Origin of the sequence: Aeromonas sp. 600724 (assembly GCF_049175135.1) — a bacterium.
Classification (GTDB): domain Bacteria; phylum Pseudomonadota; class Gammaproteobacteria; order Enterobacterales; family Aeromonadaceae; genus Aeromonas; species Aeromonas veronii_A.
In genome coordinates, this window is sequence record NZ_JAAKUM010000006.1 from 1 (window position 1) to 25,237 (window position 25,237).

The window sequence follows — 25,237 nt, forward strand, 5'->3', positions numbered from 1 at the left end:
TCGACTTGCATGTGTTAGGCCTGCCGCCAGCGTTCAATCTGAGCCATGATCAAACTCTTCAATTTAAGTTTGGTTGCCAATTAAGGCGGCTCAATGAATTGCTGAAATAAACTGTTCGACTTCTTATTGCTAAGAAATCGTCTTGGTCACTTCATCAGACATTGAAAATCAAAAATTGTTTTTGATGTTCGATGCTGTGAGTGCCCACACAGATTGCTTGATTCAAATTGTTAAAGAGCGACGCAGCTTTTGCTGCTGCGGGAGTGGCATTCTACTCAACCGCCTTCTCGAGTCAAGCCTTATTTGCAAAGGCTTTTCGAGGTTATCTACGAGGTTGTTTGCGTTGCCGCTTGCCCTGTCGATGGAGGCGCATTATAGGGAGTGAATTCGTTCTGGCAAGGGGATAATTGCAAAAAGATGGCTTTCGCTGTTCGTTCGCTCACAAAGCCACCAATTGGCATATTAAACCGGCGAAATCAGCTTGCTGCAGGCACCGCGATGGCAAAATCGTGCAGGTTGTCATAGATGGCATCTGCCAGTGCGCTACCCGTTTCGGTAACCGGCTTACCGGTTCTGACCATGATCTTGTGACCGACCCCGGCATTGCTCGCTGCTTTCAGATCGGAAGGCTTGTCACCCACCATATAGGAACGGCTCATGTCGATCCCCAATTCCTGTTGCGCCAACAGCAGCATGCCTGGCTCCGGTTTGCGGCAATCACAGGGGGCGCCGTGATCCGGATGATGGGGGCAGAAATAGATGCCATCGAGGTCCACATCCCGATCCGCCAGTGACCAATCCATCCACTCGGTCAGATTCATGAAGTCATCTTCACTGAAGTAGCCGCGGGCGATTCCGGACTGGTTGGTCACAACGACCAGCAGATAGCCTTTCTTTTTGAGGAGCTGCAGGGCGTCTATGACTCCGGGCAGAAAATGGAAGTCATCGACCTGGCTGACATAGCCAGTGTCTTCATTGATGACACCGTCACGATCCAGAAAAATGGCGGGTTTGCTCACGGAAACTACCTCAATCAATGGTTTTGCCCAGTATCTCACAGGGCAGATAAAGCCCAAAAACAAAAGGGGCGGCCGAAGCCACCCCTTTCATGTGTGCATTTAAAGTATCGATTAAGCGATAACTTTAGCTACAACACCAGCACCTACGGTACGGCCACCTTCACGGATAGCGAAACGCAGGCCGTCATCCATCGCGATCGGCGCAATCAGGGTAACAACCATCTTGATGTTGTCGCCCGGCATTACCATCTCTACGCCTTCCGGCAGTTCGATGGTACCGGTCACGTCGGTAGTACGGAAGTAGAACTGCGGACGGTAGCCTTTGAAGAACGGGGTATGACGACCACCTTCTTCTTTGGACAGTACGTACACTTCAGATTCGAACTTGGTGTGCGGCTTGATGGTGCCCGGCTTGGCCAGTACCTGACCACGCTCTACGTCTTCACGCTTCACGCCACGCAGCAGTGCACCGATGTTCTCGCCTGCACGACCTTCGTCCAGCAGCTTACGGAACATTTCAACGCCGGTACAGGTGGTCTTGGTGGTATCTTTGATACCAACGATTTCCACTTCTTCACCAACTTTAACGATACCGCGCTCTACACGACCGGTTACTACGGTACCACGGCCAGCGATAGAGAATACGTCTTCGATCGGCATCAGGAACGGCTGGTCAATCGCACGCTCCGGCTCCGGAATGTAGCTGTCCAGGTGGCCAGCCAGTTCCAGGATCTTCTCTTCCCACTGAGCTTCGCCTTCCAGCGCTTTCAGTGCGGAACCACGGACTACCGGCAGGTCATCACCCGGGAAGTCGTACTCGGACAGCAGTTCGCGAACTTCCATCTCGACCAGTTCCAGCAGCTCTTCGTCATCTACCATGTCACACTTGTTCATGAACACGATGATGTACGGAACGCCTACCTGACGACCCAGCAGGATGTGCTCACGAGTCTGCGGCATCGGGCCGTCAGTCGCTGCTACTACCAGGATCGCGCCGTCCATCTGGGCAGCACCGGTGATCATGTTTTTAACGTAGTCGGCGTGACCCGGGCAGTCTACGTGTGCGTAGTGACGGGTAGCGGTGTCGTATTCTACGTGGGAGGTGTTGATGGTGATACCACGCTCACGCTCTTCCGGTGCCTTGTCGATCTGGTCGAAGGCGAAAGCTTTACCACCGAAGTGCTTGGCCAGCACGTTGGTGATAGCTGCAGTCAGGGTGGTTTTACCGTGGTCAACGTGGCCGATGGTGCCGACGTTTACGTGCGGTTTATTACGCTCAAATTTTTCTTTAGACACGACGTAGTCCTTCTAGGTTAAACCCGCCTACCGTCGTAGGCGGGGAATCTTAAATTACTTGGATTTGCGCTCTTCGATCACGGCTTGTGCAACGTTGGTCGGTGCATCGTGATACTTGGCGAATTCCATGGCGTAGGAAGCGCGACCCTGGGTAGCGGAACGCAGTGCAGTTGCATAACCGAACATTTCGGCCAGCGGCACCAGAGCACGCACGATCTTGCCGGACGGGCCATCTTCCATACCTTCGATCAGGCCACGACGACGGTTCAGGTCACCGATAACGTCGCCCATGTAATCTTCCGGAGTTTCAACTTCTACTTTCATGATCGGTTCGAGCAGAACCGGGTTGGCTTTCATGAAGCCAGCCTTAAAGGCCATGGAAGCAGCGATTTTGAACGCCAGTTCGGAAGAGTCGACATCGTGGTAAGAACCGAAGTGCAGACGCACACCCAGATCCATAACCGGGTAACCAGCCAGCGGACCAGATTTGAGCTGCTCACGGATACCTTTATCAACACCCGGGATGAATTCACCAGGAATGACACCACCTTTGATGTCGTTGACGAATTCGTAGGCTTTGCCTTCTTCCAGCGGGTACATGTCGATAACAACATGACCGTACTGACCGCGACCACCAGACTGCTTGGCATGCTTGCCTTCGATGTCTTTAACGGTGGTACGGATGGTTTCACGGTAGGCAACCTGCGGCTTACCTACGTTGGCTTCAACCTTGAACTCGCGACGCATACGGTCAACGATGATGTCCAGGTGCAGCTCACCCATACCAGCGATGATGGTTTGACCTGACTCTTCGTCAGTCCATACGCGGAAGGACGGATCTTCCTGAGCCAGACGGCCCAGAGCCAGACCCATCTTCTCCTGGTCAGCCTTGGTTTTCGGCTCAACCGCGATAGAAATTACCGGCTCCGGGAATTCCATACGCTCGAGGATAATCGGTGCGTTCGGGTCACACAGGGTGTCACCAGTGGTCACGTCTTTCAGACCGATAGCAGCAGCGATGTCACCAGCGCGTACTTCTTTGATCTCTTCACGCTTGTTGGCATGCATCTGAACGATACGGCCAAAACGCTCGCGCTTGTCCTTGACGGAGTTCAGCACGGTGTCACCGGAGTTGATCACGCCAGAGTAGACACGGAAGAAGGTCAGGTTACCAACGAACGGGTCGGTAGCGATCTTGAACGCCAGAGCAGAGAACGGCTCGTCATCAGAAGCGTGACGCTCGTCTTTGGTCTCGCCGTCCATTTTCAGGCCGTCGATAGCAGCAACGTCGGTCGGAGCCGGCAGGTACTCGATCACGGCATCCAGCATTGCCTGTACGCCCTTGTTCTTGAACGCGGAGCCACAGGTTACCAGGATGATTTCGTTGTTCAGCACGCGCTGACGCAGAGCACCTTTGATCTCTTCCTCGGTCAGCTCTTCGCCGCCCAGGTATTTTTCCATCAGGTCTTCAGACGCTTCAGCAGCGGCTTCAACCAGATTCATGCGCATTTCTTGCGCCTGTTCCAGCAACTCGGCCGGGACGTCTTCGTAATCGAAGGATACGCCCTGATCAGCTTCATTCCAGTTGATGGCTTTCATCTTGACCAGGTCAACAACGCCCTTGAAGTTCTCTTCAGAGCCGATGTTCAGCTGAAGGGGAACCGGAGTACCTTTCAGACGGGTCTTGATGTGCTCAACACAACGCAGGAAGTTGGCACCGGTACGGTCCATCTTGTTGACGAACGCGATACGGGGAACCTTGTACTTGTTAGCCTGACGCCATACGGTTTCAGACTGTGGCTGTACGCCACCTACGGCACAGTACACCATCACGGCACCGTCCAGAACACGCATTGAACGCTCTACTTCGATAGTAAAGTCAACGTGGCCCGGGGTATCGATGATGTTGATACGGTGCGGTTGGAACTGTTTACCCATACCGGACCAGAAAGCGGTGGTCGCGGCGGAGGTGATGGTGATACCACGCTCTTGTTCCTGTTCCATCCAGTCCATGGTGGCAGCGCCATCGTGAACTTCACCGATCTTGTGACTTACACCGGTGTAAAACAGTACGCGCTCGGTAGTAGTAGTCTTACCGGCGTCAATGTGAGCGGAGATACCGATGTTACGATAACGCTCAATGGGGGTTGTACGAGCCATTGTCATCCTCTTACTAAGGCGCTTGTCCCTAGATAATTAAAGGTGCGCAGAGCCAAAAGACCCTGCGCAAGCGGATTACCAGCGGAAGTGAGCGAAGGCTTTGTTCGCTTCAGCCATACGGTGAACGTCTTCACGTTTCTTGACAGACGAACCCTTATTGTCAGCGGCATCCAGCAGCTCGCCAGCCAAACGCTGAGCCATTGATTTTTCACCACGTTTACGAGCGGCATCAACCAACCAGCGCATTGCCAGAGCATTGCGACGTACCGGACGAACTTCTACCGGAACCTGATAGGTTGCACCACCGACGCGACGAGATTTAACCTCGACCGCCGGACGAATGTTATCCAGAGCTTCTTCGAATACGGCCAGGTGCTCTTTGCCAGATTTGGTGGCAATGATGTCCAGGGCGCCATAAACAATGGCTTCTGCAACAGATTTCTTACCGTCAACCATTACTACGTTGACAAATTTAGCCAGCAGCTCTGATCCGAACTTGGGATCTGGCAGGATTTTACGCTGACCAACAACACGACGTCTTGGCATTTCAAATTCTCCGTAACTTCAGGGATTACCCAAAACTAGAAAGCTATCTAACTAGAAACGAATTAACGTTTGGCCTTACTTAACGGAGAACCATTAAGCTTTAGGACGCTTCACGCCATACTTGGAGCGAGCCTGCTTACGGTCTTTAACACCGGCACAGTCCAACGCACCACGAACGGTGTGATAACGAACACCTGGCAAGTCTTTTACACGACCGCCACGGATCAGAACAACAGAGTGCTCTTGCAGGTTGTGACCTTCACCACCGATGTAGGAGGTGACTTCGAAGCCGTTGGTCAGACGTACACGGCACACTTTACGCAGTGCAGAGTTAGGCTTCTTCGGGGTGGTGGTATATACACGAGTGCATACGCCACGCTTCTGAGGGCACGCTTCCAGCGCCGGCACGTTGCTTTTCACAACGAGCTTGATGCGTGGCTTGCGAACCAACTGGTTAATAGTTGCCATCAAAAGGCTCCTGATAATGACTTCATAAACGTGTGGAAAATCCTCCCCGCAGATACGGGGACGCGAAATTTTATGCCCTGTTGTCTGGGGAGTCAAGATTTATACAATTTGCGTCACAAAAGGGCAGTTCGGATCCGTTTGCTTTCACGACATCGCCTTGAATTTTCTTGAAAATATGCTTCTCAGCCACCCCAGGTGCGCGGGGAACCTTTTTGCGCAATCAGTGCCACCAGATCCGCCATATCGAGCACATTGCCCACCCGATGCTGCAAACCGCGAGCTTGCAGGTCTTCCTGCATCACATAAAGCGGGATACCCGCCAGCCGCGCGCTCCACTGGGGAGCCGATGCCGCAATCACGGCATCCTGCATCAGTACCAGCTCATCCTCGGGCTGAAGGTATGAGAGCGCCTCTGCCAGAGCCTGACTCTGAAAGGGAGAGTTCAATATCAGATGCAACATGGAGACCTCAAAAGCTGATGTGAGTCGAACATTGTGCCCAGCGCCGAGCCAGTTCTTGGCGCGGCAGACTCTCGATGGGGATCAGCAGATCATCCACTGTCACGCCACGCTCTGCCAGCGAGTCAGCACAAACATAGACCTCTTCGATGTCGTAGAGTTCCAGCATCTTGAAGGTGGGCGCGTAGTGGCGCTGCAAAATGGCGGCAGGCTGCTGTTCCTTGAGCAGTTGCAACACACCGTCCCCAATCAGGAAGAGGGCCAGCTCATCGGTCATGGCCGAGGTGGCCAGCAAGGCATCCAGTCCTTCCCGGCCGGCGGCATGGCCATGGGGACCACGACTGCAGATAAAGGCGATTTTCTTGCTCATGACTCCCCCTAGAACTGAACCAGCCGATCGGTGGTGAGCGCCGCCTCGGCCAACTGGCCCAGACCGCTCAGGCAAAATGGCGCTTGCAGATTGAAGTGCTCCAGCCCTGCCCCCTTGGCTTCCTGTTCATCGAGCACACCGCGCCGCATGGCGGCGGCGACACAGACGTCGATACCGATCCCCTGCTCTTCCGCCAGCTCTCGCCATAGACGCACCAGGTCAGTCTCATCGGATGCAGGCAGATGCAAACCGTTGCCGTTGCAGACCCCGTCCTGATAGAAGAACAGGTGGGACAAGGTATGCCCCTGTGCCAACAAGGTGCGGGCAAAACGATAGGCGGTGCTGGCCGACTGGGTGCCATAGGCAGGCCCCGTGACCAGGATGGCAAAACTCAGACTCATAGCAGGACTCCTGTGCTGACCCGGTCCATTTTACGCCAAAAACAAAAAAGCCCCTGCCAGGAGGGGCTTGATTCGATCTGTTGATCAGAGATGGGCAATCGCCTCGACCTCGACCAGCACATCTTTCGGCAGACGGGCCACCTCTACGCAGGAGCGAGCTGGCGCCGCATCGCCAAAGTAACGGGCATAGACCTGATTGAAGGCAACGAAGTTGTTCATGTCGCTCAGGAAGCAGGTGGTTTTGACCACTTTGCTGGCATCGGCACCCGCAGCGTGCAACACGGCAATCAGATTCTTCATCACCCGCTCGGCCTGCTCTTCAATGCCGCCAGCCACGATTTCCATGGTGGCAGGATCGAGCGGGATCTGCCCGGAGGTGAAGATCATCTCGCCAACCTTGGTAGCCTGAACATACGGACCAATCGCGGCAGGCGCCTTGTCGGTTGCAATCACTTCTTTAGCCATTCATCTATCCCCTTCTGGAATGAGTTACTCGTTCTCGTCTTCACCCTGCTTGCGCTGTCGGATGTAAAGATAAACGGTATGTTTTGAAATATTGAGTTTGTCCGCCACCAGATTGATCGAATCCTTGATGTCAAAAATGCCCTTCTCGAACAGCTGGGTCACGATGAAGCGATTCTTGGCATTGTTGGCCACGGTGGGATCGCGATTGATCTCGTCGATGGTGTTATCCACCGTCTGGGCAACCAGCTCTTCCACGCTGTTGGCAAAGGTCTCTGGTGACTGGCGCGCCGCCTGCTGGGGCGTCGGGAAAAATTCGGCCACGAACTCGTGGAAAGGCGCATTGATGTGCAGGTTGATGCAGATAAGCCCCACCACTTGTCGCTCGCGGTTGCGAATGGCGATGGTGCTCGACTTCATCAGCGCGCCGGTACGGCTGCGAGCGAAATAGCTCTGGGTGTAATCCTGGCCGGTGCTCTCGATGTCTTTGAGCATGCGCAGGGCGAGATCGGTGATGGGCGCCCCGAGGGTGCGTCCGGTATTGAAGCCGTTGGCGATCTTGATCACCGACTCGTGCAGATTTTCCAGGGAGTGGAGTACCACTTCACAATGCTTGCCGAACAGCTCGGCCAAACCATCGATGAGCCCATCGTATGAGCGCAACAATTCCCTGTCTTCATCTGTAAAAGTGCGGCTGATCAGCTGTTCTTCGGGAAGCATGGCTTCCTCGATACCGACAGTCATGTTCTACCCCTGTAATAACCATTCAACTTTCCCGAGTGTTAAATTGCAGGGGAGCAAAGTCAACTTTTTTTGATTTTTTACTCTACAACTTTGCTCTGGATCATCCTGAAACCCGCGCTGCGTCTACCTTTGCCGAGGAATTGGCCAACAAAAAGGGCTCCTTGAAGGAGCCCTTTTCAATCACGGATGACGAGTTACTCTTCGTCGAAGCTACCGGCTGCGTTCAGCAGATCCGCCAGGTTCTGCTCCGCTTCATCAGCGGTCACCTGCGGGGTGCCAACAGCACGAGCTGCGGCAGCACGCTGGTTGATCCGGCTGTGGTGGTAGGCAAAGCCGGTACCAGCCGGGATCAGACGACCCACGATGACGTTCTCTTTCAGACCACGCAGTTCATCACGCTTGCCACCTACGGCGGCTTCGGTCAGAACGCGAGTGGTTTCCTGGAAGGAAGCCGCGGAGATGAAGGACTCGGTGCTCAGAGATGCCTTGGTAATACCCATCAGTACATGACGGTAGGTCGCAGGGGTCTTGCCCTCGGCAACCAGCTTACGGTTGGCAATCTTCACACGAGCCACTTCAACCTGTTCGCCTTCGATCAGATCGGTATCGCCAGCGCTCAGGATCTCGCACTTGCGCAGCATCTGACGAACGATGACTTCGATGTGCTTGTCGTTGATCTTAACGCCTTGCAGACGGTAAACGTCCTGCACTTCGTTGGCGATGTAGTTGGCGACCGGGCTGATACCGCGCAGACGCAGGATGTCGTGAGCAGACTCAGGACCGTCCGCCAGCACTTCACCCTTCTCAACTTTTTCACCTTCGAACACGTTCAGGTTACGCCACTTCGGAATCATCTCTTCGTAGACGTTGCCACCATCGGTCGGGGTGATGACCAGACGGCGTTTGCCCTTGGTCTCTTTCCCGAAGGAGATGGTACCGGAGATCTCGGCCAGAATTGCCGGTTCCTTCGGTTGACGTGCTTCGAACAGATCCGCAACGCGCGGCAGACCACCGGTGATGTCCTTGGTACCGCCGGACTCTTGCGGGATACGCGCTACCGCGTCACCCACGCCCACATTGGCACCATCTTCCAGGTTCACGATCGCCTTGCCCGGCAGGAAGTACTGGGCGGCTACATCGGTACCCGGGATCATCACGTCTTTGCCGTTCAGGTCGACCAGTTTAACGGTCGGACGCATCTCTTTACCGGCGCTCGGACGCTCGTTGACGTCCAGAACAACGATAGAAGAGAGACCGGTCAGCTCGTCGGTCTGACGAGTGATGGTCACGCCATCGATCATGTGTTCGAACTGCAGGCGACCAGCCACTTCGGTGATGATCGGGTGGGTGTGCGGATCCCAGTTGGCAACGGTCTCGCCAGCGCTCACGGCCTGGCCGTCCTTCACTTCCAGCACGGAACCGTAAGGCAGCTTGTGGCTTTCCTTGGTACGGCCCATGTCGTCCATGATGGTCAGTTCGGTAGAACGTGAGGTGATAACCAGTTTGTCATCGCTGTTGTGAACGAACTTGGCGTTCTGCAGCTTGATGGTACCGGTGTTCTTGACCTGGATGCTGCTCTCGGCAGCGGCACGAGATGCAGCACCACCGATGTGGAAAGTACGCATCGTCAGCTGGGTACCCGGTTCACCGATGGACTGGGCGGCGATAACACCGACAGCCTCACCCTTGTTAACCAGGTGACCACGGGCCAGATCACGGCCGTAGCAGTGAGCACAGTTACCGAAGTCAGTTTCACAGGTGATGGCAGAACGAACCTTCACACGGTCAACGGAGTTACGCTCCAGCAGGTCACACAGCTGCTCGTCGAGCAGGGTGTTGCGAGCAACCAGGATCTCGTCCTCGGTACCCGGCTTGATGACATCTTCTGCCACCACACGACCCAATACGCGCTCACGCAGCGGCTCGACCACGTCGCCACCCTCGATCAGCGGAGTCATCCACAGACCGTCGGTAGTGCCGCAATCGTCCTCGGTGATCACCATGTCTTGCGCCACGTCTACCAGACGACGAGTCAGGTAACCGGAGTTCGCAGTCTTCAGTGCAGTATCCGCCAGACCCTTACGAGCACCGTGGGTAGAGATAAAGTACTGCAGTACGTTCAGGCCTTCGCGGAAGTTCGCGATGATCGGAGTCTCGATGATGGAGCCATCCGGCTTGGCCATCAGGCCACGCATACCGGCCAGCTGACGGATCTGAGCGGCGGAACCACGCGCACCAGAGTCAGCCATCATAAAGATGCTGTTGAACGAGGCCTGCTCTTCTTCTTCACCCAGCGAGTTGACGTTACGCTCTTTGGACAAGTTCTCCATCATGGCCTTGGAGACGCGCTCGTTGGCGCTGGCCCAGATATCGATAACCTTGTTGTAACGTTCGCCCGCAGTTACCAGACCGGACAGGAACTGGTCCTGGATCTCGGCAACTTCGGCTTCGGCAGACGCGATGATGTCTTTCTTGGCATCCGGGATGACCATGTCATCGATACCAACGGAAGCACCGGACAGCGCCGCGTAGTGGAAACCGGTATACATCAGCTGGTCAGCGAAGATAACGGTGTCCTTCAGCCCCTGCTTGCGATAGCAGGTGTTCAGCAGACGGGAGATGAGCTTTTTGCCCAGCGCCTTGTTGGATACGCATTTGATCCAGTTCTGCGGATTGGCTTCCAGATCGGCCTGCTCGGCAGCAGTCAGCACCTTCGGCTCGTCGATCAGGGCGTATTCCATACCTTTCGGCAGGATCAGGCTCAGGATCGCACGACCAACGGTGGTGTTCTTCATCTCGGTCTTGGCAACCAGCTCACCGGCTTCGTTCTTCACGTACTCGGTGATGCGGCACTTGACGCGAGCATGCAGGTCGGCCAGACCAGCACGGTACACTTTCTCGGCCTCTTTCGGGCCGGACAGCACCATACCTTCACCCTTCGCATTGATGCGGGCGCGGGTCATGTAGTACAGACCCAAGACCACGTCCTGAGAAGGAACGATGATCGGCTCACCGGAGGCTGGCGACAGGATGTTGTTGGTAGACATCATCAGCGCACGCGCTTCCAGCTGGGCTTCCAAGGTCAGCGGTACGTGAACCGCCATCTGGTCACCATCGAAGTCCGCGTTATACGCAGCACAAACGAGCGGGTGCAGCTGGATTGCCTTGCCTTCGACCAGAGTCGGTTCGAATGCCTGGATACCCAGACGGTGCAGAGTCGGTGCACGGTTCAGCAGAACCGGATGTTCGCGGATCACTTCGTCCAGGATATCCCAAACGACAGCTTCTTCGCGCTCCACCATCTTCTTGGCGGCCTTGATAGTGGTCGCCAGACCGCGGGTTTCCAGCTTGCCATAGATGAACGGCTTGAACAGTTCCAGCGCCATCTTCTTCGGCAGACCGCACTGATGCAGACGCAGAGTCGGGCCTACGGTGATAACGGAACGACCGGAGTAGTCGACACGCTTACCGAGCAGGTTCTGACGGAAACGACCCTGCTTACCCTTGATCATGTCGGCCAGGGATTTCAGCGGGCGCTTGTTGGAACCGGTGATGGCACGACCGCGACGGCCGTTATCCAGCAGCGCATCGACGGACTCTTGCAGCATACGCTTTTCGTTGCGCACGATGATGTCCGGAGCAGCCAGATCCAGCAGACGCTTCAAGCGGTTGTTACGGTTGATCACGCGACGGTACAGATCGTTCAGATCGGAAGTCGCGAAACGGCCGCCGTCCAGCGGTACCAGCGGACGCAGGTCCGGCGGCAGCACAGGCAGCACTGTCATGATCATCCACTCCGGCTTGTTGCCGGACTGCAGGAAAGCTTCCATCAGCTTCAGACGCTTGGTGGTCTTCTTGCGTTTGGTCTCGGAGTTGGTTTGATCCAGCTCCTCACGCATCGCTTTGACTTCACCTTCCAGATCGATGGCGCGCAGCAATGCCAGGATTGCTTCGGCACCCATCTTGGCGTCAAATTCGTCGCCCCACTCTTCCAGCGCATCCAGGTACTGCTCTTCGGAGAGCATCTGGCTGCGTTCGAGGTTGGTCATGCCCGGCTCGATAACTACGAAAGATTCGAAGTAGAGCACGCGTTCGATGTCGCGCAGGGTCATGTCCAGCAGCAGACCGATACGGGACGGCAGGGACTTCAGGAACCAGATGTGGGCAGTCGGGCTGGCCAGCTCGATGTGGCCCATACGCTCACGACGGACCTTGGTCTGGGTCACTTCAACGCCGCACTTCTCACAGATCACACCACGGTGTTTCAGGCGCTTGTACTTGCCGCACAGACACTCGTAGTCCTTCACCGGTCCGAAGATACGGGCGCAGAACAGACCATCACGCTCCGGCTTGAAAGTCCGGTAGTTGATGGTCTCAGGCTTTTTGACCTCACCGAATGACCAGGAGCGGATCATGTCAGGAGAGGCCAGACCGATCTTGATACTGTCAAACTCTTCGGTCTTGGTCTGAGCCTTCAAAAACTTGAGTAAGTCTTTCACGTGTTTCCCCTGTCAGGAGTCTAACCTCGGCGCCCCGGCTGCCAAAACAGCGGGGCGCCCACGTCAATTCTCGAACAATAAGAGCGAGCTCTTACTCTTCGTCCAGCTCGATGTTGATACCCAGAGAGCGGATTTCCTTCAGCAATACGTTGAAGGATTCGGGCATGCCCGGCTCCATACGGTGGTCGCCATCCACGATGTTCTTGTACATCTTGGTACGGCCATTCACATCGTCAGACTTGACGGTCAGCATCTCCTGCAGGGTATATGCCGCACCGTAAGCCTCCAGGGCCCACACTTCCATCTCACCGAAACGCTGACCACCGAACTGAGCCTTACCACCCAGCGGCTGCTGGGTAACCAGGCTGTAAGAACCGGTAGAACGCGCGTGCATCTTGTCGTCGACCAGGTGGTTCAGCTTGAGCATGTACATGTAACCAACGGTTACTTTACGCTCGAAGCGGTTACCGGTACGGCCATCGAACAGATCAATCTGACCGGACTCCGGCAGATCGGCCAGCTTCAGCAGGGCTTTGATTTCGCGCTCTTTGGCACCATCAAACACTGGAGTAGCAACCGGCAGACCCTTACGCAGGTTACCCACCAGGGTACGTACGTCGTCGTCAGACAGTTCGGCGATGTTCACTTGCTGGGTGTCCTTCTCGCCCAGGTCATAGACCTGTTGCAGGAAGTTGCGCATCTCGTGCAGCTCGCGCTGCTCTTTGACCATGCGATCGATCTTCTCGCCGATACCCTTGGCCGCAAGGCCCAAGTGCACTTCGAGGATCTGACCGATGTTCATACGGGATGGTACGCCCAACGGGTTCAGTACGATGTCGACCGGACGGCCGAACTCGTCATGAGGCATATCCTCGACCGGACAGATCTTGGAGATAACACCCTTGTTACCGTGACGGCCCGCCATCTTGTCACCCGGCTGGATGCGACGCTTGACTGCCAGATAAACCTTGACGATTTTCAGTACGCCCGGCGCCAGATCATCACCCTGGATAATCTTGCGACGCTTGTTCTCGAATTTCTTGTCGAACTCGGCTTTCAGCTCAACGTGCTGTTCAGCGATCTGTTCCAGTTCGGTCTGCTTGCCTTCGTCTTCGATGGCCAGTTCAAACCACTTGGAGCGATCGAGCTTGTTCAGACGATCTTCGCTGTAACCGGCGGCCAGCAGCAGGTTGCGGGAGCGGCCGAAAATGCCGTCTTCCAGGATCTTGAACTCTTCGGTCAAGTCCTTCTTCGCTTCCTTCAGCTGCATCTCTTCGATTTCTTTGGCACGCTTGTCTTTTTCCACGCCATCGCGGGTAAAGACTTGCACGTCAACCACGGTACCGTACACACCGTTCGGTACACGCAGGGAGGAGTCCTTCACATCGGACGCCTTCTCACCGAAGATGGCGCGCAGCAGCTTCTCTTCCGGCGTCAGCTGGGTTTCACCTTTCGGGGTTACCTTACCGACCAGAATATCGCCGCCCTTCACTTCGGCACCCACGTAGACGATACCGGACTCGTCCAGCTTGGACAGAGCGGCTTCACCCACGTTCGGGATGTCAGCAGTGATCTCTTCCGGACCCAGCTTGGTGTCACGGGAGATACAGGCCAGTTCCTGGATATGGATGGTGGTCAGGCGATCTTCCTGAACAACACGCTCGTTCACCAGGATCGAGTCTTCGAAGTTGTAACCGTTCCACGGCATGAACGCGACGCGCATGTTCTGACCCAGCGCCAGTTCCCCCAGGTCGGTGGACGGGCCGTCAGCCAGTACGTCGCCAGCCATGACCGGCTCACCCAACATCACGCAAGGACGCTGGTTGATACAGGTGTTCTGGTTGGAACGGGTGTATTTGGTCAGGTTGTAGATGTCGATACCGGCTTCGCCTGGCATCAGCTCATCTTCATTGACCTTCAGGACGATACGGGAGGCATCGACATAGTCGATTACGCCGCCACGCTTGGCCACTACGGTTACACCGGAGTCAACGGCCACAGCGCGTTCCATACCGGTACCTACCAGCGGCTTGTCAGCACGCAGAGTCGGTACAGCCTGACGTTGCATGTTTGAACCCATCAATGCGCGGTTCGCGTCATCGTGTTCCAGGAACGGGATCAGAGCCGCTGCCACAGATACGATCTGCTGCGGGCTCACGTCCATATACTGGATCTGGTCGGCGTTCATAAAGGTGGATTCACCTTTGTGACGGCACGGGATCAATTCATCTTTCAGACGGCCATCTTCGGTGGTCGCGGCGTTAGCCTGTGCGATCACGTACTTGCCTTCTTCAATAGCAGACAGGTAGTCCACTTCGTCGGTGATCACACCGTCAATGACCTTGCGGTACGGGGTCTCGAGGAAACCGTACTCGTTGGTACGAGAGTACACGGACAGAGAGTTGATCAGACCGATGTTCGGACCTTCAGGAGTCTCGATAGGGCACAGACGACCGTAGTGGGTCGGGTGTACGTCTCGGACTTCAAAGCCGGCACGCTCACGAGTCAAACCGCCCGGGCCCAGCGCAGAGATACGGCGCTTGTGGGTCACTTCGGAGAGCGGGTTGTTCTGGTCCATAAACTGGGACAGCTGGCTGGAACCAAAGAACTCTTTGACTGCGGCGGAGATCGGCTTGGCGTTGATCAGATCCTGCGGCATCAGGGTGTCCAGGTCGCCCAGGGAGAGACGCTCCTTGACCGCACGCTCGACACGCACCAGACCGACGCGGAACTGGTTTTCAGCCATTTCACCGACAGAACGGATACGACGGTTACCCAGGTGGTCGATATCGTCCACTTCGTCGTTACCGTTACGGATGTCGATCAGGCGCTTCATTACATCGACGATATCGTCTTTGGTCAGTACGCCAGCGCCAGTCTCGTCTTCACGACCCAGACGGCGGTTGAACTTCATCCGACCTACGGTAGACAGGTCGTAACGCTCGGCAGAGAAGAACAGGTTTTCGAACAGCTGCTCTGCTGCTTCACGTGTCGGCGGCTCGCCCGGACGCATCATGCGGTAGATTTCTACCAGCGCTTCCAGACGGTTGGTGCTGGAATCGACGCGCAGGGTCTCGGACATGTAGGCACCGTGATCCAGTTCGTTGGTGAACAGAACCTCGAAATGCTTGAAGCCGGCCTGGGACAGGTTGGCAATCGCTTCCAGACTCAGCGCCTGGTTGGCTGCCACTACCAGTTCGCCAGTTTGCGGATGTGCGTAGTCCTTGGCTGCAACTTTGCCAACAACGTACTCAACCGGTACCTCAATCTGGGTAACTGCGTCTTTTTCCAACTGACGGATGTGACGGGCAGTCACACGACGACCGGTTTCAACAACCACGGCACCATTGGCCACGATGTCGAAGGTCGCAGTTTCGCCACGCAGGCGCTCCGGCACCAGATCCATCATCAACTTGCCATCTTTGACCTCGAAACCGATGGTTTCGAAGAAGGTGGCCAGGATTTGTTCGGAAGTGAAGTCCAGGGCGCGCAGAATAATGGATGCCGGCAGTTTGCGACGACGGTCGATACGGACAAACAGGTTGTCTTTCGCATCGAACTCGAAGTCCAGCCAGGAGCCACGGTAGGGGATAACGCGAGCGTTATACAGCACCTTACCGGATGAATGTGTTTTGCCTTTATCGTGGTCGAAGAAGACGCCCGGGCTGCGGTGCAGCTGGGAAACGATAACCCGCTCGGTACCATTGATAACAAAGGTGCCGTTCTCGGTCATGAGCGGAATTTCGCCCATGTATACTTCTTGTTCCTTGATGTCTTTGACGGTGCCGGCAGCTGCTTCACGGTCGTACAGAACCATACGAAGCTTGACACGCAGCGGCGCGGAGTAGGTCACTCCACGGATCTGGCATTCTTTTACGTCAAATACCGGCTCACCCAGGCGATAGCTGACATACTGAAGCTCAGCACTACCGGAGTAACTGGTGATCGGGAAAACGCTACGGAAAGCGGCCTCTAGGCCATATTCACCTTCCGGGTCAGCCTCGATGAACTGCTTGAAGGAGTCCAGCTGAATGGACAACAGATAAGGCGTGTCCAGTACCTGGTCTCGCTTACCGAAGTCCTTACGAATGCGTTTTTTTTCGGTATAAGAGTAAACCATAGGGTTCCTCAGCTCGCTGATAAGTGACCCACTCTGTCCCGCGGGACAGCTCTGTCTCAACACCGTTTTGTGTTGGCCCGGACGAAAGAAGACAGTCCGGATTGCTGGTGCACCGAGAGTCGTAAACGGTGTGAAATGCTCTCAGTCTACAGCGCAAAAAGGCTGGTGAACAAAAATTCACCAGCCCTAGCCTGTTTTATCAGGCTAATCTACATAAATGCAGATTATTTGATCTCAACAGAAGCACCGGCAGCTTCCAGCTCTTTCTTCAGAGCTTCAGCTTCGTCTTTGGAGACGGCTTCTTTCAGGTTAGCCGGAGCAGCTTCTACCAGATCTTTGGCTTCTTTCAGGCCCAGACCGGTAGCGCCACGAACGGCTTTGATGACGGCAACTTTGTTGGCACCGGCAGCAGTCAGAACTACGTCGAACTCGGTCTTCTCTTCTACTGCTTCAGCGGCCGGACCGGCAGCAACAGCAACAGCGGCAGAAACACCGAATTTCTCTTCCATAGCTTCGATCAGCTCAACAACTTCCATTACGGACATGGAAGCAACGGCTTCGATGATTTGGTCTTTAGTGATAGACATGACAAAAATTCCTGATGTTGAATAAACTCAAACAGCCTAAATAGGCGAGAATCAAGCAGCAGCTTGCTTCTGATCACGCACAGCAGCGATGGTACGAACCAGCTTGCCAGCAGAGGCTTCTTTCATAGTAGCCATCAACTTCGCAATTGCTTCGTCGTAGGTCGGCAGCGTGGCCAGACGATCAATTTGTGCTGCGGCGATAAACTCACCGTTAAAAGCGCCAGCCTTGATTTCGAACTTTTGGTTCGCTTTGGCAAACTCTTTGAACAGACGAGCAGCAGCGCCCGGGTGTTCGTTAGAGAAAGCAATCAAGGTAGGACCGGTAAATGCGTCGTTCAGGCACTCGTATTCGGTACCTTCTACCGCGCGACGCAGCAGGGTGTTACGCACAACGCGCATGTACACACCGGCTTCACGAGCGGTTTTACGCAGGACGGTCATCTTGTCTACAGTGACACCGCGAGAATCGGCAACAACTGCAGAAAGAGCGCCTTTGGCAGCTTCGTTGACTTCAGCAACAATTGCCTTTTTGTCTTCGAGTCCCAATGCCATTGGCTTAACTCCTGGATTGAATCCGGGTCAAATGACCCAGTACTGACACATCCCCCCTACCTTTACAACAGAGGGGAACGATGCGGTAGCAGGATTCCAGAAGAGAAAGAATCTTTCTCGCTGGGTTTCCGGCACCGTCTACGCAGGAAACATTAAGGCTTTACAGCCTCCTGCGGTCTTGGACGGAGGTCGAAACCCCCAACCAATCAAGGCGCAAAATTATAGATTAAATTTTGCGCCTTGTAAAACCCATCAATTAGGCCTGAGCTTCCAGAGAAGCTTGGTCTACGGCAACACCGGCACCCATGGTGGTGGAGATGCTGACTTTCTTGATGAATTGACCTTTGGCGGAAGAGGGCTTGCCTTTTTTCAGGGCAACCAGCAGAGCTTCCAAGTTTTCTTTCAGCTGAACTTCGTTGAAAGAAACCTTACCCAGAGTGGTATGGATGATACCATTCTTGTCGTTACGGTAACGAACCTGACCAGCCTTGGCGTTCTTGACAGCTTCGGCAACGTTAGGAGTTACAGTACCAACTTTCGGGTTCGGCATCAGGCCGCGCGGGCCCAGGATTTGACCCAGTTGACCAACAACGCGCATGGCATCCGGGGATGCGATAACTACGTCGAAGTTCATCTCGCCTTTCTTAACCAGATCGGCCAGGTCATCCATACCTACCAGGTCAGCACCGGCAGCTTTAGCTGCTTCGGCATTGGCACCTTGGGTAAATACGGCAACGCGTACATCACGACCGGTACCGTGCGGCAGTACAGTAGCACCACGTACGTTCTGGTCAGATTTACGAGCGTCGATACCCAGGTTGACAGCAACGTCAACGCTTTCAACGAACTTGGCGGTAGCCAGTTCTTTCAGCAGGGCAATGGCTTCGTTGATGGAGTACTCTTTGGTACCGTCAACTTTTTCGCGAATAACGCGCATACGCTTGGAAAGTTTAGCCATTGTCTTAATCCTCCACTACCAGACCCATGGAACGAGCGGAGCCTGCGATGCAACGTACTTTTGCATCCAGATCGGCACCGGTCATATCCGGTTCTTTGGTCTTGGCGATTTCTTGCAGCTGGGCTACGGTCACCTTACCAACCTTGTCTTTGTTCGGCTTGGCAGAACCAGACTTGATGCCAGCAGCTTTCTTCAGCAGGAAGGAAGCAGGCGGAGTCTTGGTTTCGAAGGTGAAGGAACGGTCGCTGTAAACGGTGATCACGACCGGGGTCGGTGAACCTTTTTCCAGCTTTTCTGTACGAGCGTTGAACGCCTTACAGAATTCCATGATGTTAACACCGTGTTGACCCAGTGCAGGACCAACGGGAGGAGACGGGTTGGCTGCACCAGCAGCAACCTGCAGCTTGATATAAGCTGTGACTTTCTTAGCCATTAGGAAATTACCTCAAAAATGGGTTCTAGCGCCTCGGAGACATGCTCCTGCAAACGGCTCCCCAACTAATAAAGGGGCAGCGAATTATAGAGATATTCGCTGCCCCTGACAACTGTTGAGTGAACAGAAATCAATCAGCCCTTTTCGACCTGACCGAAATCCAGCTCAACGGGAGTAGAACGACCGAAGATCAGTACAGAAACCTTCACGCGGCTCTTCTCGTAGTCCACCTCTTCAACGGTTCCATTGAAGTCGGCAAACGGACCATCGGCAACCCGCACCATTTCACCCGGTTCAAACAGGGTTTTCGGACGCGGCTTGTCGTGGGCATCCTGCAGACGGTTCAGGATGGCATCGGCCTCTTTGTCGGAGATCGGTGCCGGACGGTCGGAAGTACCGCCGATGAAGCCCATGACGCGCGGTACGTTACGCACCAGGTGCCATGTGGTTTCATCCATGATCATCTGAACCAGGACATAGCCCGGGAAAAACTTGCGCTCACTCTTGCGCTTCTGGCCTGCACGCATCTCGACCACTTCTTCGGTCGGGACCAGTACTTCACCGAACATGTCTTCCATGCCATGCATCTTGATATGCTCGCGCAGGGATTTGGCGACACGGCCTTCATAGCCGGAAAACGCCTGCACGACATACCATCTCATACGCTGTTCACGTTGTTCAGTCATGGCTTATCCTTACACACCGGTAATCAGGTTGACCAACCAGACCAAGGCGCCGTCCAGAACGAACAGCAGCAGCCCCATCACGGCGGTCACCGCCAGCACAATCAGGGTTGTCTGAATGGCTTCCTGACGGGTTGGCCATACGACCTTGCGGACTTCCAGGCGAGACTCACGGGCGAATGCCAGTGTTGCCTTCCCTTTGGTGGTTTGCAGGGCTACTGCACCGGCAGCAGCGATGACAATGACCACACCCAAGGCGCGGACGGCAGCAATAACATCGCTCAGTAGATAATTACCTACTACAGCGGCCACCAGGATAATGAAAACCAGGCCCCAAAGCAGGGTATCCTTGCTTCCGCCCTGGTTCTCAGAACTAACACTCATACAACCCACCTGTATCTGACGTAACCAAAGACACAAAAGCCCCGTACGAGACGAGGTATATGGCAGGGGCGGCAGGACTCGAACCCGCAACCATCGGTTTTGGAGACCGCTGTTCTACCAATTCGAACTACGCCCCTGCATAAGAAAGCCCCTATTATAGGGGCTTTGCTTTATTTATGTAAGCCAAAGATTAAGCGATAACTTTAGCTACAACACCAGCACCTACGGTACGGCCACCTTCACGGATAGCGAAACGCAGGCCGTCGTCCATTGCGATCGGTGCAATCAGGGTAACAACCATCTTGATGTTGTCGCCCGGCATTACCATCTCTACGCCTTCCGGCAGTTCGATGGTACCGGTCACGTCGGTAGTACGGAAGTAGAACTGCGGACGGTAGCCTTTGAAGAACGGGGTATGACGACCACCTTCTTCTTTGGACAGCACGTACACTTCAGATTCAAACTTGGTGTGCGGCTTGATGGTGCCCGGCTTGGCCAGTACCTGACCACGCTCTACGTCTTCACGCTTCACGCCACGCAGCAGTGCACCGATGTTCTCGCCTGCACGACCTTCGTCCAGCAGCTTACGGAACATTTCAACGCCGGTACAGGTGGTCTTGGTGGTATCTTTGATACCAACGATTTCCACTTCTTCACCAACTTTAACGATACCGCGCTCTACACGACCGGTAACTACAGTACCACGGCCAGCGATAGAGAATACGTCTTCGATCGGCATCAGGAACGGCTGGTCAATCGCACGCTCCGGCTCCGGAATGTAGCTGTCCAGGTGGCCAGCCAGTTCCAGGATCTTCTCTTCCCACTGAGCTTCGCCTTCCAGCGCTTTCAGTGCGGAACCACGGACTACCGGCAGGTCATCACCCGGGAAGTCGTACTCGGACAGCAGTTCGCGAACTTCCATCTCGACCAGTTCCAGCAGCTCTTCGTCATCTACCATGTCACACTTGTTCATGAACACGATGATGTACGGAACGCCTACCTGACGACCCAGCAGGATGTGCTCACGAGTCTGCGGCATCGGGCCGTCAGTCGCTGCTACTACCAGGATCGCGCCGTCCATCTGGGCAGCACCGGTGATCATGTTTTTAACGTAGTCGGCGTGACCCGGGCAATCTACGTGGGCGTAGTGACGGGTAGCGGTGTCGTATTCTACGTGGGAGGTGTTGATGGTGATACCACGCTCACGCTCTTCCGGTGCCTTGTCGATCTGGTCGAAGGCGAAAGCTTTACCACCGAAGTGCTTGGCCAGCACGTTGGTGATAGCTGCAGTCAGGGTGGTTTTACCGTGGTCAACGTGGCCGATGGTACCCACGTTAACGTGCGGTTTATTACGCTCAAATTTTTCTTTAGACATGATCGTCCCTCTAAACTAACGCTGAGTACGCGGTGGCAAGCTAACCACAGAACAGTTTATATGATGGATTTGAATCTGGTGGGAAAGAGAGAGGTACTGATGGCTGGTTCGCTTGCCGAACTCACCCTAGGGTGCGGCTCTGCTAACGCCTGAGCCATATCAGCATCTTGGAGCGGGCAGCGGGAATCGAACCCGCATCATCAGCTTGGAAGGCTGAGGTAATAGCCATTATACGATGCCCGCATTTCTCTAACCCAAAGAACTCAAACCGCAGAGAAATATGGTGGAGGGAGAAGGATTCGAACCTTCGAAGGCAGAGCCGTCAGATTTACAGTCTGATCCCTTTGGCCGCTCGGGAACCCCTCCAGACGCCAGATTGTCACAACGGTAATTCTGCTTGCACCCGTTGTGTTTATCGCTTTTGCACCGCAAATAGACGACAGACAGTCAAGCGTCGCGCATTTTATTGTAAGGTTTTGGGGGATGCAACCATTGAACCCGGCAAAATATGCTTTATTGCTGGGAAGTTTGCAAAAAAGCGGGGGCAAACAAGCCAATCCTGCTGCGTCCCTTGTCGCTCCCCCACCCTTGGTGTATGGTCGCCGTGCCCAAGAAACAGTGATGACACCATGACGACAGAGCATAACCCCTATCTGCAATTCACCCGCGAACAATGGGCGTTATTGCGCGATTCGGTCCCCCTGACCCTGACCGAACACGATCTGCAGACCCTGCGCGGGATCAACGAGAAGGTGTCATTGCGGGAAGTGGAAGAGATCTATCTGCCTCTCTCCCGCCTGCTCAATCTCTATGTCAAAGCCAAACAGCGTCGCAGCCGGGTGCTGGAGCAGTTTCTCGGCCAGTCCCGCGGCAAGGGCACTTATATTATCAGCATTGCCGGCAGCGTGGCGGGGGGCAAAAGCACCACGGCCCGTATTCTGCAGGCCCTGTTGGAGCGCTGGCCGGAACATCCACGGGTGGAGCTGGTCACCACCGACGGCTTCCTCTATCCCAACAAGGTACTGGAAGAGCGCGGCCTGATGCGCCGCAAGGGGTTCCCGGAATCCTACGACATCCGCCATCTGGTGGAGTTTGTCGCCAACATCCGCGCTGGTCACGAGAAGGTCGAAGCGCCGGTTTACTCCCACCTTATCTACGACATCATTCCCGATGAGAAGAAGGTGGTGGAGCAGCCGGACATCCTGATCCTGGAAGGGCTCAATGTGCTGCAAAGCGGCATGGATTACCCTCAGGAGCCCCATCGGGTCTTCGTGTCGGACTTCGTCGACTTCTCCATCTATGTGGATGCCGATGCCGAACTGCTGCGCACCTGGTATATCGAACGCTTCCTGAAATTCCGCAGCGGCGCCTTCTCGGATCCCGACTCCTACTTCCATAACTACGCCAAGCTGGCGGAGAGTGAGGCGACCCAGATCGCCAGCAACATCTGGCAAGATATCAACTATCTGAATTTGCAAGAAAATATCTTGCCAACGCGTGAGCGAGCCAACCTGATCATGACCAAGGGCCATGAGCACGCCATCGAGCAGATCAAACTGCGCAAATGATGACGGCGGTTGCCGGATAACGAAGAGGGGGCCCGCGGGCCCCCTCTTCTTGTTTGGCATCATGAGCGGCCTTGCTGACCCTCAGTCGCCCCGGCGCAGGGAGAGCTCGCCCCCCAGATAGTATTTGATCCCTTCACCTGTCTCCAGTCGCAGGGCGCCGCGATCGTCGATGCCACGAGCGATGCCGCGGATCTCCTGATCCCCCATCAGCAGGCGCACAGGGCGACCGGCAAAGTGATCGAGCCGGTTCCACTCATCGACAAAGCTTGCCAGCCCCTGCTGCTCAAAGGTGTGCAGCGCCCGCTGCAGATGGACGATCATCCGGGCCGCCAACTGATTGCGATCCACCAGTTCCGGATTGATGTGACGCAGCTCAGCCCAGGCCTGATCAATCTTCTCACCTTCGCGGGCAGGCATCGCCAGATTGAGACCAATGCCGATCACCAGATGACAACTGGCCCCGGCGCTACCGCTCATCTCCACCAGTATTCCCGCCAGCTTGCGGCCCTGATAGTAGAGGTCGTTCGGCCACTTGAGCTCGACGCCTTGATAGCCAAGGGACTCCAGCGCTTCAACCACTGCCACGCCGACCGCCAGACTCAGCCCCATGGCCGCCGCCATGCCTTGTTCGAGTCGCCAGTACATGCTGAGGATCAGCTGGCAACCAAACGGCGAAATCCAGGGTTTGCCACGACGACCGCGCCCGGCTGTCTGACACTCGGCCAGACAGCTCTCGCCAGAGCGCAGCTCATTGACCCGATCCAGCAGGTGTTGATTGGTCGAGCCAATGACCGGAAAACAGTGCACCGGTGCCATCGGGGCCAGTGCCTGCAAGGTAGCCTGATCATAGAGCGCCATCGGCACCGCCAACCGGTAGCCCTTGCCGGTCAGGCTAAAGAGATCCAACCCCAGCTCCTTGAGCGCCGCCATGTGTTTGCTCACCGCCGCCCGGCTGATGCCGAGCTGCTCACCCAGCTGTTCGCCGGAGTGAAACTGGCCGTCGCTAAGCAGGGTGATCAGGGTCTGTCTGATGGGAGTCAACGTCATGAGAGCACCTCGTCGAGCCAGGTTTCACCATGCGCCCCCATAAAGCGCACCTCGTGCTCCAACACCACGCCAAACGTCTGCTCCACGCTGTCGCGGACATGAGCCGCCAGCGCGATCAGCTCCATGGCACTGGCGCCCCCTAGATTGACCAGTACCAGCGCCTGCTCCTGATGGACGGCGGCGCGGCCGATGGCGAAACCTTTCAGACCGCACTGATCGATGAGCCAGCCCGCAGCCAGCTTGGCCTGCCCTTCTCCGGCCGGATAGCAGGGCATCTGCGGGTAGCGCACCTTGAGCGACTCCGCCAGCGCGGCAGGCACCACCGGATTTTTGAAGAAGCTACCGGCATTGCCGAGCACGGCGGGATCCGGCAGTTTGGCCATGCGGGTGGCACAGACGGTATCGAAGATGACCTGCGCCGAAGGCGCGTCACCGAGCGCCGCCAGTGGGCCATAGCCCAGCACCGGTTGCCACCCCTTGGGCAGTTTGAGCCCGACGGCAGTGATCAGGTGGGAATCCTGATACTCGTGTTTGAAGATACTGTCGCGATAACCGAAGCGGCACTCTGCCGCCGCGATCCGTTCTATCTCGCCACTCTGCCAGTTGAACGCCTCGACATAGGCGCAGAAGTCGGCCAGCTCAACGCCATAGGCACCGATATTCTGCACCGGCGCTGCACCGACTGTGCCGGGAATGAGCGCCAGATTCTCCAGCCCGAACCAGCCCTGTTGCAAGGTATGGCGCACCAGCTGATGCCAATCTTCACCGGCCGCAACATGGAGCAACCAGTGATCGCCACCATCTTCAGCGGTAATCCCCTTGAGCCGGTTGAGCACCACCAGACCGAGAAAATCGGTGGTGAAGAGCATGTTGCTGCCGCCGCCCAGATTGAGGCGCGGCAGCTGGTTGAACTGCGGATCGGCACGCAGGGTCGCCAGATCGGCAACCTGCTCCACCTCGGCCAGCCAGAGGCAATACGCATCGAGGGCAAGGGTGTTGAGCTTCAACAAGGAGGCGTTGGCATTCAGTTTCATCGGTCTATCCCGGCTTGGTGCAAGGGCGCAGTCTACCTCAAGTTGCCCCATGACGAAAAACCCGAGCCCTTTT

At 55.6% G+C, this 25,237-nt stretch carries 22 protein-coding genes, 3 tRNA genes and 1 rRNA gene; 1 reads left to right on the plus strand and 25 read right to left on the minus strand.

The features are described 5' to 3' along the window. The 23 genes from G5168_RS07025 to G5168_RS07135 form a co-directional block, all read right to left on the minus strand. Nucleotides 1-65, minus strand: a 16S ribosomal RNA gene (locus tag G5168_RS07025); the annotation flags it as partial. Nucleotides 66-476: 411 nt separating this feature from the next. Continuing rightward, a complete protein-coding gene (gmhB, locus tag G5168_RS07030) occupies nt 477-1,019 on the minus strand; it encodes a D-glycero-beta-D-manno-heptose 1,7-bisphosphate 7-phosphatase (protein ID WP_216952229.1) in 543 nt (180 codons plus the stop codon). Between the two features lie 111 nt (nt 1,020-1,130). Beyond that, nucleotides 1,131-2,315 carry an elongation factor Tu gene (gene tuf / locus G5168_RS07035; RefSeq protein WP_074042664.1) on the minus strand — a complete coding sequence of 395 codons (1,185 nt, stop codon included), beginning with the start codon at nt 2,313-2,315 and terminating at the stop codon, nt 1,131-1,133. 54 nt (nt 2,316-2,369) lie between these two features. Further along, a complete protein-coding gene (gene fusA, locus G5168_RS07040; RefSeq protein WP_021229318.1) occupies nt 2,370-4,475 on the minus strand; it encodes an elongation factor G in 2,106 nt (701 codons plus the stop codon). Between the two features lie 75 nt (nt 4,476-4,550). Continuing rightward, nucleotides 4,551-5,021 (minus strand): 30S ribosomal protein S7, encoded by a 471-nt coding sequence (gene rpsG, locus G5168_RS07045; protein WP_005339911.1) that lies wholly within the window; start codon nt 5,019-5,021, stop codon nt 4,551-4,553. 93 nt (nt 5,022-5,114) lie between these two features. Then, nucleotides 5,115-5,489: a 30S ribosomal protein S12 gene (gene rpsL / locus G5168_RS07050; RefSeq protein ID WP_005306278.1), complete on the minus strand. Its 375-nt coding sequence runs from the start codon at nt 5,487-5,489 to the stop codon at nt 5,115-5,117. Nucleotides 5,490-5,671: 182 nt separating this feature from the next. Then, complete coding sequence (gene tusB / locus G5168_RS07055; RefSeq protein WP_058056195.1) at nt 5,672-5,950, minus strand: sulfurtransferase complex subunit TusB; 279 nt, start codon at nt 5,948-5,950, stop codon at nt 5,672-5,674. A 7-nt stretch (nt 5,951-5,957) separates the two neighbouring features. Beyond that, entirely contained in the window at nt 5,958-6,317 is a 360-nt protein-coding gene (tusC, locus tag G5168_RS07060) for a sulfurtransferase complex subunit TusC (RefSeq protein ID WP_058056196.1), read from the minus strand. Between the two features lie 8 nt (nt 6,318-6,325). Then, on the minus strand, nt 6,326-6,718 hold the full coding sequence (gene tusD, locus G5168_RS07065) for a sulfurtransferase complex subunit TusD (RefSeq protein ID WP_227341806.1): 393 nt from the start codon (nt 6,716-6,718) through the stop codon (nt 6,326-6,328). Nucleotides 6,719-6,802: 84 nt separating this feature from the next. Continuing rightward, a complete protein-coding gene (locus G5168_RS07070; RefSeq protein ID WP_227341805.1) occupies nt 6,803-7,183 on the minus strand; it encodes a RidA family protein in 381 nt (126 codons plus the stop codon). A 24-nt stretch (nt 7,184-7,207) separates the two neighbouring features. Next, a complete protein-coding gene (locus tag G5168_RS07075; RefSeq protein WP_064338927.1) occupies nt 7,208-7,924 on the minus strand; it encodes a helix-turn-helix transcriptional regulator in 717 nt (238 codons plus the stop codon). A 194-nt stretch (nt 7,925-8,118) separates the two neighbouring features. Then, nucleotides 8,119-12,423 carry a DNA-directed RNA polymerase subunit beta' gene (gene rpoC, locus G5168_RS07080; RefSeq protein ID WP_100647045.1) on the minus strand — a complete coding sequence of 1,435 codons (4,305 nt, stop codon included), beginning with the start codon at nt 12,421-12,423 and terminating at the stop codon, nt 8,119-8,121. Between the two features lie 91 nt (nt 12,424-12,514). Beyond that, nucleotides 12,515-16,543, minus strand: coding sequence for a DNA-directed RNA polymerase subunit beta (gene rpoB, locus G5168_RS07085; RefSeq protein ID WP_421173225.1), 4,029 nt, complete (start codon nt 16,541-16,543; stop codon nt 12,515-12,517). 224 nt (nt 16,544-16,767) lie between these two features. Beyond that, entirely contained in the window at nt 16,768-17,130 is a 363-nt protein-coding gene (gene rplL / locus G5168_RS07090; RefSeq protein WP_005341840.1) for a 50S ribosomal protein L7/L12, read from the minus strand. 51 nt (nt 17,131-17,181) lie between these two features. Beyond that, nucleotides 17,182-17,682 (minus strand): 50S ribosomal protein L10, encoded by a 501-nt coding sequence (gene rplJ, locus G5168_RS07095; RefSeq protein ID WP_216952230.1) that lies wholly within the window; start codon nt 17,680-17,682, stop codon nt 17,182-17,184. A gap of 256 nt (nt 17,683-17,938) precedes the next feature. Continuing rightward, complete coding sequence (rplA, locus tag G5168_RS07100; RefSeq protein ID WP_005339888.1) at nt 17,939-18,640, minus strand: 50S ribosomal protein L1; 702 nt, start codon at nt 18,638-18,640, stop codon at nt 17,939-17,941. 4 nt (nt 18,641-18,644) lie between these two features. Further along, entirely contained in the window at nt 18,645-19,073 is a 429-nt protein-coding gene (rplK, locus tag G5168_RS07105) for a 50S ribosomal protein L11 (protein ID WP_026456244.1), read from the minus strand. Nucleotides 19,074-19,207: 134 nt separating this feature from the next. Continuing rightward, nucleotides 19,208-19,735 (minus strand): transcription termination/antitermination protein NusG, encoded by a 528-nt coding sequence (gene nusG, locus G5168_RS07110; protein WP_019840195.1) that lies wholly within the window; start codon nt 19,733-19,735, stop codon nt 19,208-19,210. Between the two features lie 33 nt (nt 19,736-19,768). Next, nucleotides 19,769-20,140 carry a preprotein translocase subunit SecE gene (gene secE, locus G5168_RS07115; RefSeq protein ID WP_005341843.1) on the minus strand — a complete coding sequence of 124 codons (372 nt, stop codon included), beginning with the start codon at nt 20,138-20,140 and terminating at the stop codon, nt 19,769-19,771. A 60-nt stretch (nt 20,141-20,200) separates the two neighbouring features. Continuing rightward, a tRNA-Trp gene (locus tag G5168_RS07120) sits at nt 20,201-20,277 on the minus strand. Nucleotides 20,278-20,330: 53 nt separating this feature from the next. Continuing rightward, a complete protein-coding gene (tuf, locus tag G5168_RS07125) occupies nt 20,331-21,515 on the minus strand; it encodes an elongation factor Tu (RefSeq protein WP_074042664.1) in 1,185 nt (394 codons plus the stop codon). Between the two features lie 168 nt (nt 21,516-21,683). Then, a tRNA-Gly gene (locus tag G5168_RS07130) sits at nt 21,684-21,758 on the minus strand. Between the two features lie 38 nt (nt 21,759-21,796). Beyond that, nucleotides 21,797-21,881: transfer RNA gene (locus tag G5168_RS07135), tRNA-Tyr, on the minus strand. A gap of 263 nt (nt 21,882-22,144) precedes the next feature. On the opposite strand from G5168_RS07135, the gene coaA reads away from it, so the two are divergent. Next, nucleotides 22,145-23,083, plus strand: a complete 939-nt coding sequence (gene coaA / locus G5168_RS07140) for a type I pantothenate kinase (RefSeq protein ID WP_005339877.1) — start codon at nt 22,145-22,147, stop codon at nt 23,081-23,083. A gap of 81 nt (nt 23,084-23,164) precedes the next feature. On the opposite strand, the gene birA is transcribed toward coaA, so the two are convergent. Both birA and murB read right to left on the minus strand, forming a co-directional pair. Then, nucleotides 23,165-24,130: a bifunctional biotin--[acetyl-CoA-carboxylase] ligase/biotin operon repressor BirA gene (gene birA / locus G5168_RS07145; protein WP_227341803.1), complete on the minus strand. Its 966-nt coding sequence runs from the start codon at nt 24,128-24,130 to the stop codon at nt 23,165-23,167. Next, complete coding sequence (gene murB, locus G5168_RS07150) at nt 24,127-25,164, minus strand: UDP-N-acetylmuramate dehydrogenase (RefSeq protein WP_159164501.1); 1,038 nt, start codon at nt 25,162-25,164, stop codon at nt 24,127-24,129. Before murB ends, birA begins: the two co-directional genes overlap by 4 nt. Between the last annotated feature and the right edge of the window lie 73 nt (nt 25,165-25,237).

Bases quoted from the DNA above. Each gene is read 5' to 3' on its own strand.
- fusA (WP_021229318.1), bottom strand. From the start codon at position 4,475: ATGGCTCGTACAACCCCCATTGAGCGTTATCGTAACATCGGTATCTCC.
- rpsG (WP_005339911.1), bottom strand. From the start codon at position 5,021: ATGCCAAGACGTCGTGTTGTTGGTCAGCGTAAAATCCTGCCAGATCCC.
- rpsL (WP_005306278.1), bottom strand. From the start codon at position 5,489: ATGGCAACTATTAACCAGTTGGTTCGCAAGCCACGCATCAAGCTCGTT.
- tusB (WP_058056195.1), bottom strand. From the start codon at position 5,950: ATGTTGCATCTGATATTGAACTCTCCCTTTCAGAGTCAGGCTCTGGCA.
- tusC (WP_058056196.1), bottom strand. From the start codon at position 6,317: ATGAGCAAGAAAATCGCCTTTATCTGCAGTCGTGGTCCCCATGGCCAT.
- tusD (WP_227341806.1), bottom strand. From the start codon at position 6,718: ATGAGTCTGAGTTTTGCCATCCTGGTCACGGGGCCTGCCTATGGCACC.
- G5168_RS07070 (WP_227341805.1), bottom strand. From the start codon at position 7,183: ATGGCTAAAGAAGTGATTGCAACCGACAAGGCGCCTGCCGCGATTGGT.
- G5168_RS07075 (WP_064338927.1), bottom strand. From the start codon at position 7,924: ATGACTGTCGGTATCGAGGAAGCCATGCTTCCCGAAGAACAGCTGATC.
- rpoB (WP_421173225.1), bottom strand. From the start codon at position 16,543: ATGGTTTACTCTTATACCGAAAAAAAACGCATTCGTAAGGACTTCGGT.
- rplL (WP_005341840.1), bottom strand. From the start codon at position 17,130: ATGTCTATCACTAAAGACCAAATCATCGAAGCCGTTGCTTCCATGTCC.
- rplJ (WP_216952230.1), bottom strand. From the start codon at position 17,682: ATGGCATTGGGACTCGAAGACAAAAAGGCAATTGTTGCTGAAGTCAAC.
- rplA (WP_005339888.1), bottom strand. From the start codon at position 18,640: ATGGCTAAACTTTCCAAGCGTATGCGCGTTATTCGCGAAAAAGTTGAC.
- rplK (WP_026456244.1), bottom strand. From the start codon at position 19,073: ATGGCTAAGAAAGTCACAGCTTATATCAAGCTGCAGGTTGCTGCTGGT.
- nusG (WP_019840195.1), bottom strand. From the start codon at position 19,735: ATGAGATGGTATGTCGTGCAGGCGTTTTCCGGCTATGAAGGCCGTGTC.
- secE (WP_005341843.1), bottom strand. From the start codon at position 20,140: ATGAGTGTTAGTTCTGAGAACCAGGGCGGAAGCAAGGATACCCTGCTT.
- tuf (WP_074042664.1), bottom strand. From the start codon at position 21,515: ATGTCTAAAGAAAAATTTGAGCGTAATAAACCGCACGTTAACGTGGGT.
- coaA (WP_005339877.1), top strand. From the start codon at position 22,145: ATGACGACAGAGCATAACCCCTATCTGCAATTCACCCGCGAACAATGG.
- birA (WP_227341803.1), bottom strand. From the start codon at position 24,130: ATGACGTTGACTCCCATCAGACAGACCCTGATCACCCTGCTTAGCGAC.
- murB (WP_159164501.1), bottom strand. From the start codon at position 25,164: ATGAAACTGAATGCCAACGCCTCCTTGTTGAAGCTCAACACCCTTGCC.